Raw genomic sequence first — 17,451 nt, 5'->3', positions numbered from 1 at the left:
ATAAAACCCTTAAATATAATTTGTTTTTGAATAATCAATCATTTACATCATAAAATTTTAAATACATTTTTACTATTCCATTCCGGACAGGCCTCACTTCCGATCAATTTAGAGGATGGATAGGTTTATTTTTTCATAGACAGTACCTTTGCTCCGAATTACAATGAAAGATCATCTATGAAAGCTATAAAAGCCCCTAAGGCTCCCATTAAAATACAGGACATCACTTACCATGAGCATACACGGAGAGATCCTTACTACTGGATGAATGAAAGGGAAAATCCTGAAGTCATCCAATACCTGAATGAGGAAAATGCCTTCCTAAAAGCCAGTTTGGCCCATACGGAGCCACTTCAGGAAAAGCTCTATCAGGAGATGAAAAACCGCATCAAAGAGGACGATGAAAGTGTCCCCTATTTTAGGGACGGCTATTATTACTATACGAAATTTGTCAAGGGAGGGGAATACCCTGTCTTTTGCCGAAAAGAAGGCTCGCTACAACACCCGGAAGAAATTTTATTGGACGTCAACTTATTGGCAAAAGAACATGATTATTTTAACGTCAATGCGGTAACCCTTTCCTATAACCAACAACTGCTTGCCCATGCAGAGGATCATGTCGGCAGGAGGGTCTATAATATAAAGATTAAGGATCTCAGCACCGGCTCGGCACTCCCAGATCAAATCACCGAAGTAACCGGAAATATGGTCTGGGCCAATGATAACAAAACCCTCTTTTATTCAAAACAGGACCCCAACACCTTAAGGGCATATCAAATTTACCAACACACCCTCGGGACACCTCAGGAAGAGGACATTTTGGTTTACGAAGAGGCTGATGAGACGTTCACCTGTCATGTGGCCAAGTCTAAATCCAAAGACTATATCTTTATTGTCAGCGAAAGCACCGTCTCTTCGGAAATCCGCTACCTGGATGCGCATCATCCGACGTCTCCCTTCCACCTTATCCAAGAAAGGGAACGTGACCTGGAATACAGTGTGGAGCATTTTGAAGATCACTTTTTAATCCTGACAAATCACCAACATGCCAAAAACTATAAACTGGTCAAAGCACCCACTAAAAATCCGGACAAGAGCCAATGGGTAGACATCATCGCTCATCGAGATGACACGTTACTGGAAGGATTTGAGGTATTTGGTCAATTCCTAGTGCTTGAAGAACGCTCTAATGGCCTGACTAAAATCCAAATCATCCCTTTGGACGGTTCTGACCATCATTATATCACCTTTGATGATCCGACTTATGCCGCTTGGTTAGGCTATAATCCTCAATTTGACACCACTACGTTACGCTTTGGCTATAATTCCCTGACAACGCCCTCTTCTACTTATGACTATGATATGGTAAGACGGGAAAAAGTGCTCCTCAAGCAACAAGAAGTACAGGGAGGTTTTGATCCATCACTTTACCAATCTGAAAGGATTTGGGCCACTGCACAAGATGGGACCAAAATCCCTATCTCTTTGGTCTACAAGACGGCTACCTTCAAAAAAGACGGCAGCAATCCTCTGCTTCAATACGCCTATGGATCCTATGGATTCAGTACTGATCCCGTATTCAGTTCAAGCCGCCTAAGCCTACTAGACAGAGGTTTTGTATTTGCAATTGCCCATATTCGGGGTGGCCAGGAATTGGGAAGGCACTGGTATGATGACGGGAAAATGCTCAAAAAGAGGAATACCTTTACCGATTTCATCACCTGCTCCGAGCATCTCCTCAGAGAAAGCTACACTTCCCTTGGAAAGCTATTCGCCATGGGCGGAAGTGCAGGAGGCATGCTGATGGGGACAATCATCAACATGCGGCCCGATCTGTATGAGGGCGTCATTGCAGCGGTACCGTTTGTGGATGTGGTCACTACCATGCTTGATGAAAGCATTCCGCTCACGACTGGGGAATTTGACGAGTGGGGCAATCCGAAAAACAAGGAATATTATGATTACATGCTGTCCTACTCCCCTTATGATAATGTCGAAAAAAAGGAATATCCTCACTTGCTGGTTACTTCAGGATTACACGATAGCCAAGTCCAATACTGGGAACCTACCAAATGGGTTGCAAAACTAAGGGTCGAAAAGACAGACAAAAACATGCTTTTACTCTATACGAACATGGATGCTGGACACGGTGGGGCTTCAGGAAGATTTCATGCGCTCAAGGAAACCGCCATGGAGTACGCCTTCCTTTTAGACCTGGCAGAAAAAGGCCAAAATCAACCACCGGAGTGACTGAACAGCTCCAAGGGCATCTTATGTCATCAGTAGAATGTCCCTGTGCACAGGGCAATCATAAGGCGTATTTCTGCTAATGATCTACCGGTATTCTAGCCCAATCGTCATTGGCTGGAATTAACGATTACCTTCGCCATGAAAGGCTGATCACTGGATACGGATGACGGTAAAATTTACTCATTCCCCTTCCGCGGACTGGATTTCTTCTGCGAAGAAGCTTTCCAGTTCCCGGAGTGTGGCATCGGATGTTTTAGTATCCCGAACCACTTTCCCTTTATTCAGCACCACAATGCGCTGACAGACTTCAGTGACATGAAGCAAATCATGGCTACTGATCAACAAGGTCACTTCTGGATCATCCTTGTATTGGGCAATGATCTTCTTAAGGCGAATTTGGGTCGTAGGATCTAAGTTGGCAAAAGGTTCATCGAGGATGATTACTTTAGGCCTGCCCAAAAAAGAAGCAATGATCCCGACCTTCTTTTGATTCCCCTTGGATAGGTCCCGCAAGTATTTTTTACCTCCAAGGATCTCACCATGGAAGAAATCTTCAAAGGGTAAGAGAAACTCACTGACATCCTGCTTGTTCATGCCTCGAAGTTCCCCTATGAAATAAAAATATTCCTCGGGAGTCAAGTAGCCAATCAAAAAGCTTTCATCGATAAATGCCGCGGTATAAGGCTTCCAGTCCTCACTGATGTTTACTTGTACTTCATGGTTTAATACCTTCCCGGTGGTTGGCATGATAAGATCCAACAGCAAGCTAAAGAGCGTGGTCTTCCCTGCTCCATTATTTCCAACAAGGCCAAAAATCTCTCCAGCGGGGATTTCTAAGGCATCAATATCCAGAACTGAATCTTCTGCATATCGTTTCGATAGATTTTCTATTTTAATCATATTCTCAAATTAGCTTTTTTGCTTGTACGCTGCTAGGGTTTTGTACTTCTCGGTTTTATAGTTTTTTTCGATCAAATTGAACACCTTTTCCTTGAAAGCAAACCCAAGGATTGCTGATATCGCCACGAGCAAATACCCCAAATAAGGGCCTACAGTAAAGTGGCCGATGACATATAACACCATGGGCAATAATAGCTTTGGGATCGTCAGCAACAAAGTTTTGGCATTAAATGCTTGGGAACTGCCCAAGGCGCCCTTATTGCTGGAAAGGTCAATGGGTGTCCGTACGTAAACCCCTCCCCAAAGTACCATATAGGAATTCACCCCGATGTTATAGATCCCTGCCACCAAAATGGCCAAGTAAACTTCCCATCCAAAGTATGCATAGAAAGAAGCCAGGATGGTCGACACGACCGTTGCTATCACCATCAACCACCATTTGGCATTAAGGTAATCGCGGTAACGGATGTTTTGGCTCATCATCAAGGGATAATAGGAGCTATCCCAACTGGGAACATACTGTCCAAAGCTGAACAAAAATCCTCCTGTCACAAATAGCGCCGCGAAAATCCTCCATGCCGGCCCTTGGTATGCTTCAATGGAATTGGTAAAAAACAACAACCCATAAAACAGGAACATGACACTCATCAACACAGTGGTCTTCGAGCGTTTGTTTCTCTTGATGAGCTTAATATCATTTTTCAAGAACACAGCGATGCTTCCAAAGCGATCCAGCCAGGCTAAATTTTCAGATTTCGCTTCCTTCACTTTGCTGGATAATCCTGCATCCAAATAGAGTCGTTCCCTGAAATATTTAAATGCTACCCAATACACGGTCAGCATAAAAAGCACAGGAATGAATGCCAACAACGGCAGGTCATAAAAAGACTGGAAAACAGGACCTGTATAGATGGACAAATCAAATACCCCGTAATACTGGATCAATCCTAAAGATGCCAGCAATCCCAGTACCGAAAAAAGGACAGCATCCACGCCATTCAGGAAAATATTAATAAAGTTATTGGCCAACAACAACGCATAAATCCCCACCATCCACAGCAAAACAGGTACTGCCTCATATCCATTGATCACAAGGACAACCGCAAAAGGAATAAAGAAAAATGCATGGATAATATTAAAAAAAGAAAGGATGGTTTTCCAAATACTATACTGGACGATGGTAGACTTTTTAATGGGCAAAAACAGCATGGGCTTTATCTGGACGACAGGCATTTTCTGCAACATATACCTGACCACCAAGTCAAAAACCAAATAATAAACCATAAACCTATTGACTGTCTCAAAGGCATTCAGCTCCATCTTCTCAAGCATGTAAAAGGTAGCCACTCCCATGAAGCCAAAACTCAGCATCATATAAAGTGCCGCAAACCCCATCAAAATCTTGATTGCCAAATTGGAAGAAAAGGCTGCCGACCTAAAAAACGATTTCCACTGAAGTATGACGAGATGTTTTATCATGATGGATCCCTTTTGGGTTTTGGAAACTTATCTATACAAATAAACTTAATGCTTTCAGCGCTTAAAAAGCCTAATAAAAAACGCGAATCTGGTAGTTAAAACAATAAAACGGTCAGATTACACATTAGCCATTTAATATACGAAATAAAATTTCAAAACAAAGGGTAGCGTTATAGGAACACTATTCGGTAACCCGCTACTTCCCCTCATGTTTCCATCATGATCACCACTCCCTTTTACATCCCTAAGCCACAGGTAATTAACAAAAACATAACGCGTAACCCCTGAAGAAATCACCAATTTTTCACCATAAAATATCATAACCAAACAGTTATTGTTTTTTATCAACAAAAAATCAGGTATCATATATATACAATCGATATTTACAACTAAACAAGCTTACAAAAAAATAATCATTATTCGTTTTTAATAATTCAAAATACATTTTTATTTGTGTAAAATTATTTAATTTTATAAAAAGAACACTACTACAATTTCCTACTTCACGCTAAATGCGTTTCAGGAATATACTCCTTAGCTATGTATACCACTAACCCTATACCCGAAATGACCATCGTGGACCTATTTAAAGAGCAAGCAATCATTGCTTCCTCGAAACCTGCCATCTCTTATGGAGGGGATCAAATATCCTATCAAAGGTTAGAGGACAACAGCAACCAACTTGCTCATTTAATGATAGAAAAAGGGGTGTCTCCCCAGGACACCGTTGGTCTCTGTGTGCACAGGTCAACTGAAATGATGGTGGCGATCCTAGCCATCTTAAAATGTGGGGCGGCCTATGTCCCCATTGCACCAGAATTCCCCGAAGAACGTAAGAAGTTTATCTGTGAAGCAGCAGAAGTCAAACTGATGATCACTGACCAGGGAGATCTTCTGGAAACCCTGGCAGGAATCCCACTGCTGGACATCAGAGAAAATATATCATCAGCGTACCCCATCCTCTCTCCTTCGGTCAATTTTTCGACCGATAATACTGCCTACATCTTATTTACTTCAGGATCGACCGGTGAGCCTAAAGGGGTTTGTATGCCCCATAAAGCCCTGGTAAACCTGCTTTTGTGGCAGAAAAAGCAATTTAACAAGCATGTGGGCGTGAATACGCTCCAATTTTCAAAGTTCACCTTCGATGTATCTTTTCAGGAAATCTTCAGCACCTTGACGACTGGAGGAATCCTCCATTTATTGGATGAAGAAACCGTAAAGGATCCATTTGCACTGCTTCAGCTGATGGAAGAAAAACAGATCAACCGGCTTTTCCTTCCCTTTGTTAGCTTACAATCTTTGGCTCATACTGCCGTGGCACACCAACTGTATCCAAAAACCCTAGAGGCAGTAATTACGGCCGGGGAGCAGCTTAAAATCACTGAACAGATCACTGCTTTTTTCTCCCAACTTGACCGCGCCACGCTCTACAACCAATATGGCCCCACCGAAGCCCACGTGGTTTCTCAGTTGACCCTTAACCCTGAAAACACCTCCTCTTGGCCTGCTTTACCATCCATTGGCTACGCTATTGACAACACTGAATTATACGTTTTGGACCAAAACGAGCAACCTGTGCCACAGGGCTCGGAAGGTGAACTGTACATTACGGGGGATTGCCTTGCTTCAGGTTACCTCAAGCAACCTGCCCTTACCCAAGAAAAATTCAAATTCCTCGACAGCATCAAAGGGAAACCTTCACTACGTGCTTACAAAACCGGAGACATCGCCAAGATCAGTGCAGCAGGAGAAGTCATTTTCCTTGGTCGCCGTGATGACCAAGTGAAAATCCGTGGTCACCGGATCGAACTTGGAGAGGTGGAAGCAGTCCTTGGTAAATATCCAGCCATTTATCAAGTGGCCGTTCAAGCAAAAATGTACGAGGATGGTCAAAAATACTTGGTGGCCTATTATATCCCCGCACCAAACCAACAGCCCACTCAAAAGCAGTTGATCGAGCATTTGGCACAAAGCCTACCGGAATACATGATTCCAGCCATCTTTTTCCAAATGGAAGCTTTCCCCAAAACATCCAGTGGAAAAATTGACCGCAAGTCGCTGCCTGATCCGATCAATAAACGTGAAAAGATCGAAGCGCCGATAGTACCTGCTAAAACCACTCTGGAGAAAAAGCTGGCCAAATATTTTCAGCAAGTACTCCACTTCGATAGAATCGGCATTTCTGACAATTTCTTCGAATTTGGCGGCAACTCCCTCTTGGCCCAAAAACTATCAAACGATATACGTTTGGCCCTTGGACTTACCGTTCCGGTCACCAGCATCTACCAACATCCAACCATCCAAGCCCTGACCGCTCATCTCTCTCAGGACGGATCCACTGCTCCAGGCACAAATGTGGCTACCAGAACTCCTGCACAAAAGGCAGTGGCCATTGTAGGCATGACCGGCAGATTCCCCGGCGCTGACGATATCGACACCTTCTGGAAAAATCTGGTGGAAGGAAAGGAAACCGTCACCACCTTCGAAGAAGCAGCGCTGGACCCATGGATCGCTGAGGCCGTTAAAAAGGATGAAAATTATGTAAAAGCCAGGGGTATTCTCAAAGATGCGGATAAATTTGACCCAAATTTCTTTGGCATTACTCCGCATCAAGCAGCCTTGATGGATCCACAGCAACGCCTTTTCTTGGAGCTGGCTTGGGAGCTTTTGGAGAAAACCTCACCGCTCCATCCAACCCCTTCTTACAAAACAGGGGTTTTTGCAGGCACCAACAACAACACCTATTACCAAAAGAATCTTTTAAGCAATCCTGACCTGATCGAACAAAACGGGGCACTACAGGTCATGACCTTGAATGAAAAAGACTATATCGCCACGCGTACGGCCTACCAGTTTGACCTCAAAGGCCCTGCGATTAGCGTGTATTCCGCCTGTTCTACCTCTCTATTGGCCATAGCCCAAGCAGTACAGAGCATCCGTACCGGCCAATGCCAAATGGCCATCGCTGGGGGCAGCACCATCACCTCTCCCATCAACAGCGGCCATCTTTACCAAGAAGGAGCGATCTTCAGTAAAGACAGCCACTGCAAACCTTTTGATGCCTCCGCTTCAGGCACCCTTTTTAGTGACGGAGCAGCAGCCATCATGCTAAAAGACTTGGACATGGCCATCCAAGACGGGGATAGAATCTATGCTACCATCAAGGGCATCGGTATCAACAATGACGGCAATGCCAAAGGCAGCTTTTCCGCCCCAAGCATCCAAGGGCAGGCAGATGTCATCAAGGCAGCCTTGGAGGACGGGGAGCTCCACCCCTCTTCTATCAGTTATGTGGAAGCCCATGGCACGGCCACACCGCTAGGTGATCCCATCGAAATCGAAGGGTTAAAATTGGCTTTCGGCAAGCATGAGAAGCACCGTTTTTGCGGCATTGGCTCGGTCAAAAGCAACTTCGGTCACCTTACCGCCGCAGCAGGGGTCACGGGACTTATCAAAACCGTCCTGTCCATCTATCACCAAAAAATCCCCGCCACGGTAGGCTTTCGAGAGTTAAATCCGCAAATCGACTTAAAAGACACGCCTTTTTACATCAATGGAGCCACCACCGCATGGCAGGCTGAATTTCCGCGCAGGGCCGGGGTCAGTTCATTCGGCATCGGAGGCACTAATGTGCATGTGATCCTAGAAGAATACCCACAGGTGCAGGAAACATCAGATGCTCCCACCTCTCCCTATCACCTGCTTTGCTTCTCTGCGAAAACAGCAAACAGCCTTGAATTGTACAAGGATAAATTACTCCAGCTGGTTCGATCAAACCCAACGATGAACCTGGCTGATCTTTGCTATTCCATAAACCTGAAGCCACACCAATTTATCCATAGAGCATACCTCACCTTCAAGGATAGCGCCGATCTTCTTTCCCAGCTGGTCCGTAAAAACAACACTACCACCAGACAAAAGACCGTCAAGCAGTTACCTCAAAACACGGTATTTGTTTTTCCGGGCCAAGGTGCACAGTACCTGAACATGGGCAAAGACCTGTTCGAATCGGCTCCGGCCTTTCGGGAGGCGTTAACGCAATGTGCCAATTTGTTCGATAAATTATTGGACAGGCCACTCTTGGACATCATCTGCCCAGCAGCGGAAACAGCAGAAGCCGAAGCCCTCTTAAAAAATACCCGGTACACCCAGCCCGCCATATTTGCCATAGAGTATGCCCTTGCCAAGCTATGGATGGCATGGGGAATCTCCCCTTCAGCCATGGTCGGACACAGCATTGGGGAGTTTGTAGCGGCGCATTTGGCAGGCGTATTTTCCTTGGAGGATGTCACGCGGCTAGTAGCCAAAAGAGGACAATTGGTAGCGGCCCTACCCGGTGGGGACATGCTCTCCGTTCGAGCTCCCCATAGTAAAATAGAGCACCTCATCGAAGGTGATATTTCGCTGGCCGCGATAAACTCACCCAACTTATGCGTACTTGCCGGCCCATCAGAAGCGATAGCCCACATCAGTTCCCTGCTTGACCAAGAGAACATCTTGCACAAGAAACTGTTCACAAGTCATGCCTTTCATTCTTCCATGATGGATCCTGTACTCGACGACTTTGGCAAAGAGGTGGCAAAGACCAACATGAGTGCTCCATCGATCCCCATCGTCTCTACCGTCACGACCAAACCATTGACCGATCAGGAGGCCACTTCGGTACCGTACTGGACCGCACACCTGCGCAAGGCCGTTTGCTTTTCGCCGGCCATGGAGCACTTACTGGAAGAAGATCCGAACACTATTTTCGTGGAAATTGGCCCAGGAAATGTCCTTAGCACACTTATCAAACAACATCAGCAGGCCCGAAATGCCGTAACCGTCCACAGTACCAACCGGCAAAGTGACAAGAACCATTACCAAGAACTTCTCGGGAATCTTGGAGAAATCACCCTGTCAGGCGGAAAACCTGATTGGCACCGATTTTATGCTGGGCAAAAACGGATCCGCCTCGAAGAGGTCCCAACCTATGCTTTCGATAGGAAAAGGTGCTGGATAGATCCTCCAGTAAAAGCGCCCATTTCGCAACAGCCTGCTCAAAACACTCCCATTATTAACGGAAAAAAAACTACTACACCCATGAGAACAGAAGTTCTTCGCAAAAAAGCCGTTGACGTACTTGAGCGTCTCTCCGGTCTGGACATCGACCACCAACCTGGTGACAGTTCATTTCTAGAATTGGGACTGGATTCGCTTTTGCTCACACAATTATCGTTTGCGTTAAAAAAAGAATTTGGCGTACCCCTGTCCTTTAGGCAACTTAATTCCCAGGTCAACACAGTAAATGCCCTCGTGAATTTCTTGGATGAAGCACTTCCAGCGGATCAATTCCAACCTGCTGCCGAGCCTTCTCCCATTCCATCACCAACCACCCCCTTGGCGGAAAACGAAAACAGGCAGGCTGTCCCTTCGCACACTACCTATCCTTCGGCAAATCACCATTCCGCCATCGGGCTTATTGGCCAACAACTTGAACTGCTCTCCAAACAGCTGGCGCTTCTACAAGGCTCCGCCGTGCCCGCTGCTGCCGTTTCCCAGCAGGAACCAAACACCCACCTGAATGGCCATGCTCCCGCAGCACCGCCATCTCCTGCCAAAAAACCAGCAGTGACGCTAAGCAAAGAAGATGCTGAAAACCTGAAAAAGCCATTTGGAGCCACGGCCCGGATCGACAAAAACGGCCAAAGCCTCCCTGAAAAGCAGCAAAACTTTATCGAAGCGTTCACCAAAAAGTACACTTCCAAAACAGCCTCCAGCAAAGCATACACCCAACAAAACAGGAGCCACATGGCAGATCCGCGGGTGGTCAGTGGATTCAACCCAAGCATCAAGGAAACGGTTTACTCCCTTGTGGTAAACCGCTCAAAAGGAAGTCGAATTTGGGACATTGACGGCAATGAATACCTGGACATTTTGAATGGTTTTGGCTCCATTTTATTTGGCCACAAGCCTGACTTTATCGATGAGGCGCTCAAAGAGCAAATAGAAAAAGGTTATGAAATTGGGCCGCAGCATGAGCTATCCGGAGCTGTCTGCAAACTCATCTGTGACATCACCGGCCACGACCGCGCTGCCCTGTGCAACACGGGCTCTGAAGCCGTCATGGGCGCCTTGCGCATTGCCCGCACCATCACCCAACGATCGCTTGTCGTGGCCTTTAACGGGTCTTATCATGGGATATTTGACGAAGTCATCGTCCGGGGAACGAAGAGCTTAAAATCCTTCCCGGCTGCTGCCGGCATCATGGCCGAATCGGTCGAAAACATCCTCATCCTTGACTATGGAACAGCGGAAACCCTGCGGATCATCGAAGAAAGAAAAGATGAAATCGCTGCCGTGCTGGTGGAACCTGTCCAAAGCAGAAGGCCGGAATTCCAACCGGTAGATTTCCTGAAGAAAGTTCGGGAGATCACCGCTGCTGTCGGTTCAGCATTGATTTTTGACGAAGTGATCACCGGATTCAGGATGCATCCACAAGGTGCACAGGGGATCTTTGGCATCAAAGCTGACTTGGCCACCTATGGCAAAGTCGTTGGCGGAGGGCTGCCCATTGGGGTCATCGCAGGAAAAGCGGAATTTATGGATGCGCTGGACGGAGGACATTGGCAGTACGGCGACGCCTCCGTTCCTGAGATAGACGTCACCTATTTTGCCGGAACCTTTGTCCGTCATCCGCTAGCCCTTGCTACAGCCAAAGCTTCCTTAGAGTATATCCAACAGGACGATGGTCAACTCCAACAGAATCTGGCAGCCAAGGTCCAGCGACTTGCCGATGGCCTGAACGGTTTCTTCGAAGAACACAACATCCCGGCCTACGTGGCCAATTTCGGTTCCTTATGGAAAATCAAGTTTAAGCAAGAGCTTCCCTACACAGAATTGCTTTTTGCCACCTTTAGAGAGCAAGGGCTTCACATCTATGATGGCTTCCCCTGCTTTGCTACAGGCGCCTACCAAGACGAAGATACTGACCTTATTCTAACGGTCATCAAAAGCGGTTTCCAACAGCTTGCTTCGGCGACATTCTGGGATGCCCTCGTACCGGGACTTTCTGAAGGCTTCCAAGCCTCTCCCGACGTACTTTCCAAAGATCAACCGCCCGTTCCTGGCGCCAAACTGGGCAAAACACCGGAAGGTAAAGCCGCCTGGTTTGTCCCAGACCCAGAGCGTCCAGGGAAATACCTTGAGCTAGCTTTTAAAACCGCCTAAGTCCATTGTCATGAATACTATGAATGCTGATTTAACCTATAAAGTAGTAGATTACGATCCTTTTGGACTTGCGATCGAGAAAGCCTATGCCAGTATTACCGCTCAACGTGAAATCTGGCTGGCCTGCAAAATCGGCGGAGATGACGCCAACCGGGCCTACAATGAGTCCATTTCTTTGGTTTTGAAGGGGGAATTTGACCAGGCTGCCTTTGAGGAGGCACTGCAAGAAGTGATCAAGCGGCACGAAGCCCTTCGGGCCAACTTTGCTATCGACGGAAAACAGATCCTTATTCAGGAAGAGATGGCCTTTTCCCTACATACTGAGGACATTTCATCCATGGATGCTACGGCAGAAGCCGCCTTTATCGAACAATTTCACCGTGAGGATTCCCTCCAGGCTTTTGATTTGGAAAACGGACCATTGTTCAGGATGGCCCTTCACAAGCTTGTAACGTCAAAGCATTATTTCACCCTCACCATCCACCACCTTATCGGCGACGGATGGTCGCTCGGGGTTTTATTGGAAGACATTTGCAAACTGTACAATGCAAAGGTTTTAAAAATGGCTCCCCAATTGCCCAAGGCCAATCCACTCAGTGAATACTGCCAGCAGATTACTGCCCTGGAAAACACGTCGGAACATGCCGATACCATTTCTTTTTGGCTTGAAAAATACAAGCACCAGAAAAAAGATTTTACATTACCAGTAGACCATCCTCGCCCCGTTGTAAAAAATTACCAAAGTGACCGGCTGGATTTTAAATTACCCAAAGCCCAGATCGATCAAGTGCAAGCTTTGGGAAGGGCTGCTGGAGCCTCCCTCGTCAATACTTTCATTGCTGCGTTTGAACTATTCCTGTCCAAGAAAAGTCATCGAAAGGAAGTGGTCTTGGGCGTACCTGCCGCCGGACAATCTGCCACAGGACTGTTCAACCTGGTCGGCCATTGTGTCAACCTTCTTCCTATGAGGAGCTTGATAGATGAAAGCGTCCCTTTCAGTGCTTTTTTGCGTCAGCGAAACGAAGAAATACTGGATTGCTACGACCATCAACTGTTTACATACAGCAGTCTCCTAAACGAACTTAAGCGTAAAAGAGACCTCTCGAAGACCGCACTGGTCCCGGTGATCTTTAACCTGGACATGGGCATGGACACACAGGTCCACTTTCATGGGCTCGACCATGAACTGATCAGTAACCCCAGGAGCTTTGACAACTTTGAATTGGCCCTGAACCTGACTAACAGCAAAGACAGCTACCAATTTGAGTGGTCCTATAACACCGCGCTTTTCGAGAGGACGACCATCATCCGGATGATGGATGAATTTAACCGGCTATTGCAAACCGTCGTAGCCAATCCTGACATCCACCTGAGCGACATCTACCTATTTGACACGGCAAGACTGAGTGGATTTTACGAAAAATGGAACAACACCCAGCAAGACTACCCCGAGAACATTCCATTCACGAGGTTGGTGCACGCCATAGCCAATCAATTTCCCACTAAAACGGCCATTGAATTTCAAAACCAACATATCACGTACAAGGAGTTGGAAGACCAATCCAACCGGTTTGCAGCGTTTTTAAAGCATAAAAATTTCACAAAAGGAGATCGAATAGGGCTGTTAATGCCGCGATCTGCGGACATGGTCATTGGCCTGTTAGGGATTGTGAAATCCGGATTGACCTACATCCCTATTGATCCTGCATTGCCGCAAGATCGCATTCAGTACATGCTGACAGATGCCAGTGCAAAAGCCATTGTCACCAGTACGGCGCTGGAAGCGTTTCCTATCGCCGCAGAGCAATGTGTTTTCATGGAAGACTTCCATCAGCAATCCGAAAACCTACCTAATACTTACCAGGAGGCTAATATACAAGTAAGTGACCCGGTTTACATCCTTTATACCTCCGGCTCCACAGGTCTTCCCAAGGGAGTGCTGGTCAGCCATCAAAACCTCACCAACCTCCTCTATAGCCTCAGGGACCGACCCGGAATTTCGTATGCCGATCGGATATTGGCGGTGACCACGATTTCCTTTGATGTGGCGGGGATGGAGCTTTTTGGCCCTTTGGTGGCAGGTGCTACCTTAGTCATTGCCGATACCGCTACCCTGAAAGATGGAAGACTGCTTTTAAGGGCTTTGGATGAGAAGAAGATTTCCCGCATATTCTCCACTCCCGCGACCTACCAAATGCTGGTTCAAGTGGGGTGGGATTATCCATTGCCCCTTAAGATCGTTTCCGGGGGAGAGCCCTTCCAAAAAAGCCTCGTCGAAAAACTACTGCCGATCACGGATGAAATCTGGAATGCCTATGGCCCCACCGAAACCACTATCCTTTCCAGCCTCAAGCTCATTGAACAGCCTGAAGATTTTGATTCGATTGGCACCCCGATAAACAACACGGAAATCTACCTACTTGACGACCATGGACAATTGGTCGATTTAGAGGAGACCGGGGAAATTTATATTGGCGGAGCGGGAGTAGCGATAGGCTATTGGCAAAAGGAAGAGCTTTCCGCTGAGCGCTTTATCCCGAACCCGTTTAGTATTGACGAAAAACGCCTTTACAAAACTGGAGATCTGGGCAAGTTTAAGCCCAATGGTGAGCTAATGTGCATAGGAAGGATCGACAACCAAGTCAAAATAAGAGGGCACCGCATTGAACTGGGGGAAATAGAGCAGCAAATCAATCAATTAGAAGGGGTGATGGCCTCCCATGTAGCGGTACAACAATCGCAGCAAGGCCACAAACAACTGGTATCCTATGTTATCAGTGATGACACTGATTTAGCGGAAGCAACCTTACAAGCCTGGAAAGAACGGATCAAAGCAAAATTACCCGAATACATGCTGCCTTCCCACTGGGTAAGGCTAAAACAGTTTCCCCTCACCCCGAACGGGAAAATTGACCACAAAAGTCTTCCCAGACCGGATTCGAGCCCTTTAAAAACCACTTCTTCGGAAAGTTCAGCGTGGTCTCCAAACGAAAAACTCATTGGAGAAATATGGAAAGACAGCCTTAAATTGAGCTACATTCAGTTGGATGATGATTTCTTTGAACTTGGGGGGCACTCTATCCTTGCCGTGGAAGTCATGAGCTCATTGGATAAAAAAATCGACACCCAACTTCCCCTTACCACGATCTTCAAACATCCAACGGTAAGGTCATTTGCCGCATTATTGGAAAACGGTGAAGAAATGGAAGCGGCAAACCCGTCATGGAGCTCCTTGGTCCCTATCAAGCCAGAAGGAAGCAAACCTCCCATATATGTAATTCATGGCGTCGCTGCCAACATCACTAATTATTTCAAACTCATCGATCATGTGGATAAAGACCAACCCATCTATGGTCTACAGGCAAAGGGATTAAACGGATTGGATAGCCCAAACGTGGGGCTGGAAAATATCGCAGCACACTATGTCAATGAAATCCTAGCACACAATCCTGAAGGGCCATACCATATCGGAGGCTATTCCTTTGGCGGGTATGTGGCATTCGAAATGGCTCGACAGCTTATTGCCAAAAACAAGCCTATGGGCAAACTGATTATATTTGATACCAGTGTAGACCCCATGGATGATAACGCGCCCAAAACGGGACTGTTGGAGATGATCTCGAAGGAATTCAACAAAAGAAAAGTGGAGATGCAGCTGTTGGTTGAGGCTCCGAATACGTTCCGAACCACTAAGGGAAGAATGATCAAACGTAAAACTGAAAACCTATTGACCAAGATAGGCCTTCAAAAAGACAAATCGCCCCTTGATCGGAATGCGATCATCAAGAAAATCAAAAACATCAATAAGGATGCTATGATTAACTACACCCTAAAGCCTATTCTTACCGACATGGTACTCTTCAAAGCCCGCATCAAGCTGGCACCAGTAAGTGAAGAGAAGTATTACGGTTGGGCTCCATATGTGAATACCATCCAGGTTATCGATATAGACGGTGACCATAACAGCATGTTTGACCTGCCATTTGTTGGCCCATTTGCCAGCAAACTTCAGGACGTACTTGATGATCATGCCTGAAAATTAAATTGCTGAGCAGTATCAACCTATTAAAGATATTGCTCAGCTTGCTCAAATTAGAACTATCTATTGATAAAAGATAATTTTTTCTTGACGATATACACTATTTACACTGGATTATTGCTGTAATGTATCGTTTCAACTACATTTTATTTAAATTCATTTTTTTTAATTCAAAATACATTTTTATTGATTTAAAAAATAACTAGATTTACTTTTAAATAACACGAGCGGAAGTACGTACTACTTGCTTTCATATTGAATTTCTTAATGCTTGGAGGCAATAAAACACGACACCAAACACTACTTATCGCCTGACTGTTAACACCTTCCATATAATATGGAAAATGCTATTTGAAAAATGAATAATAAAACTACCCTTTCCGCTACTACAACACACCGTACTTTAACATCTCAAGTAATATCAAACAGCACAATCAATAATGAATTTGTTGTTTGCCCTTTAAAAACCAGGAGAATAGAACGCGTCCTATGAACAGCCAACTATATATCAGCAAGATTCATTGCAGCACCGTTTTACTTCCCAACTGGAACCCAAAATCGGATTATTTGATCGATGATCAAATAGACCTATGGAGAGTTTCTGTAAAAGCACTAATGGAGGAATTGGCTCCTCTTCAGCAATACCTTACAGAACAAGAACTCACGACAATGAACAGGTACCAACGGGAAAGTGACCGGATCAGGTATATCATTGGCAAGGGTTACCTAAAGGTGTTATTGTCAAAGTACTTGGATAAAGACCCTGTTGAGATCGAATTCATTGAGGGCATCAATAAGAAACCTATTTTAAAAGGAGACAAGAAGATCCATTTCAACATCTCGCACTCCAAGGATTGGGTGATTTTTGGCTTTTGTCCAGATGAATTGGGAGTAGATATCGAGCATGTCGACAGCGATTTTGACTTTCTATCCCTGATCAATAATTGCTTTACGAAACCGGAAACACACTTTATAGAAAATGCTTATTCACCCCGGCATGAATTCTATAAGCTATGGACCCGTAAAGAATCCTTGCTCAAAGCCACCTCAGTAGGGATGGTGGACAACCTTCACTCAATCAATTGCCTCGATGGCACCCAATATATTCCCTATGAAGTAGGTGGGGGATTTTCAGATTGGAAAATCAAGAGTTTGCTGATGGACGAAACCTATTTTATCAGTTTATCATTTCCTGTCAAATATCGGAAGCTTCGCTTTTTTGATGTTTGATACTGAAGTGCTCAACTTTCATTCATCCAGATTAACATGAAGAAGGGTGAACAATTGCCTTTGTATGCTTTTCACAGCAGCATTCACTTACTTTTACATTCTCAAATTTCTTAGATGCAGCCCTATGTGCTTCTGAGCAGTTATTAAACGGCCCCAAATAACTCAGTTCATTCATTGCCGGCATATCAGGACACCCCAAGGCATGAATGACGTGCAAAGCAGATGGTTCGTAAAAGTTAGTGATGTAAAAGAAAGTCATTTGAAAGTCGATTAGGTTAACGCTACATCAAAACTATCCATTAAATATTTACAAAAAAATACCCCAAATTGGGTATTTTTCA

At 45.5% G+C, this 17,451-nt stretch carries 6 protein-coding genes; 4 read left to right on the top strand and 2 right to left on the bottom strand.

All coding sequences use genetic code 11. The annotated features are described in order from the left end of the window. The first annotated feature begins 177 nt into the window (after positions 1-177). A complete protein-coding gene (locus tag ECHVI_RS11235; RefSeq protein WP_015266111.1) occupies positions 178-2,250 on the top strand; it encodes a S9 family peptidase in 2,073 nt (690 codons plus the stop codon). A 180-nt stretch (positions 2,251-2,430) separates the two neighbouring features. Here ECHVI_RS11235 and ECHVI_RS11230 read toward each other — a convergent pair whose 3' ends face one another. Next, positions 2,431-3,150 (bottom strand): ABC transporter ATP-binding protein, encoded by a 720-nt coding sequence (locus tag ECHVI_RS11230; RefSeq protein WP_015266110.1) that lies wholly within the window; start codon positions 3,148-3,150, stop codon positions 2,431-2,433. A 9-nt stretch (positions 3,151-3,159) separates the two neighbouring features. Then, positions 3,160-4,629, bottom strand: a complete 1,470-nt coding sequence (locus tag ECHVI_RS11225; protein ID WP_015266109.1) for a DUF5687 family protein — start codon at positions 4,627-4,629, stop codon at positions 3,160-3,162. A gap of 540 nt (positions 4,630-5,169) precedes the next feature. On the opposite strand from ECHVI_RS11225, the gene ECHVI_RS11215 reads away from it, so the two are divergent. The 3 genes from ECHVI_RS11215 (at position 5,170) to ECHVI_RS11205 (ending at position 17,110) form a co-directional block, all read left to right on the top strand. Further along, positions 5,170-11,841 carry a type I polyketide synthase gene (locus ECHVI_RS11215; RefSeq protein ID WP_041738572.1) on the top strand — a complete coding sequence of 2,224 codons (6,672 nt, stop codon included), beginning with the start codon at positions 5,170-5,172 and terminating at the stop codon, positions 11,839-11,841. A 10-nt stretch (positions 11,842-11,851) separates the two neighbouring features. Continuing rightward, positions 11,852-15,877 (top strand): non-ribosomal peptide synthetase, encoded by a 4,026-nt coding sequence (locus tag ECHVI_RS11210; protein ID WP_015266106.1) that lies wholly within the window; start codon positions 11,852-11,854, stop codon positions 15,875-15,877. Positions 15,878-16,369: 492 nt separating this feature from the next. Further along, positions 16,370-17,110, top strand: coding sequence for a 4'-phosphopantetheinyl transferase family protein (locus ECHVI_RS11205; RefSeq protein WP_052331425.1), 741 nt, complete (start codon positions 16,370-16,372; stop codon positions 17,108-17,110). Positions 17,111-17,451: the final 341 nt, after the last annotated feature.

It is taken from the genome of Echinicola vietnamensis DSM 17526, from assembly GCF_000325705.1.
In the GTDB taxonomy this organism is placed as follows: Bacteria; Bacteroidota; Bacteroidia; order Cytophagales; family Cyclobacteriaceae; genus Echinicola; species Echinicola vietnamensis.
Note: the sequence above shows the minus strand (reverse complement) of the source record. Positions and strands in the feature narration are given on the sequence as shown.

Coding starts and splice junctions, on each gene's coding strand:
- ECHVI_RS11235 (WP_015266111.1), top strand. CDS start 178: ATGAAAGCTATAAAAGCCCCTAAGGCTCCCATTAAAATACAGGACATC.
- ECHVI_RS11230 (WP_015266110.1), bottom strand. CDS start 3,150: ATGATTAAAATAGAAAATCTATCGAAACGATATGCAGAAGATTCAGTT.
- ECHVI_RS11225 (WP_015266109.1), bottom strand. CDS start 4,629: ATGATAAAACATCTCGTCATACTTCAGTGGAAATCGTTTTTTAGGTCG.
- ECHVI_RS11215 (WP_041738572.1), top strand. CDS start 5,170: ATGTATACCACTAACCCTATACCCGAAATGACCATCGTGGACCTATTT.
- ECHVI_RS11210 (WP_015266106.1), top strand. CDS start 11,852: ATGAATACTATGAATGCTGATTTAACCTATAAAGTAGTAGATTACGAT.
- ECHVI_RS11205 (WP_052331425.1), top strand. CDS start 16,370: ATGAACAGCCAACTATATATCAGCAAGATTCATTGCAGCACCGTTTTA.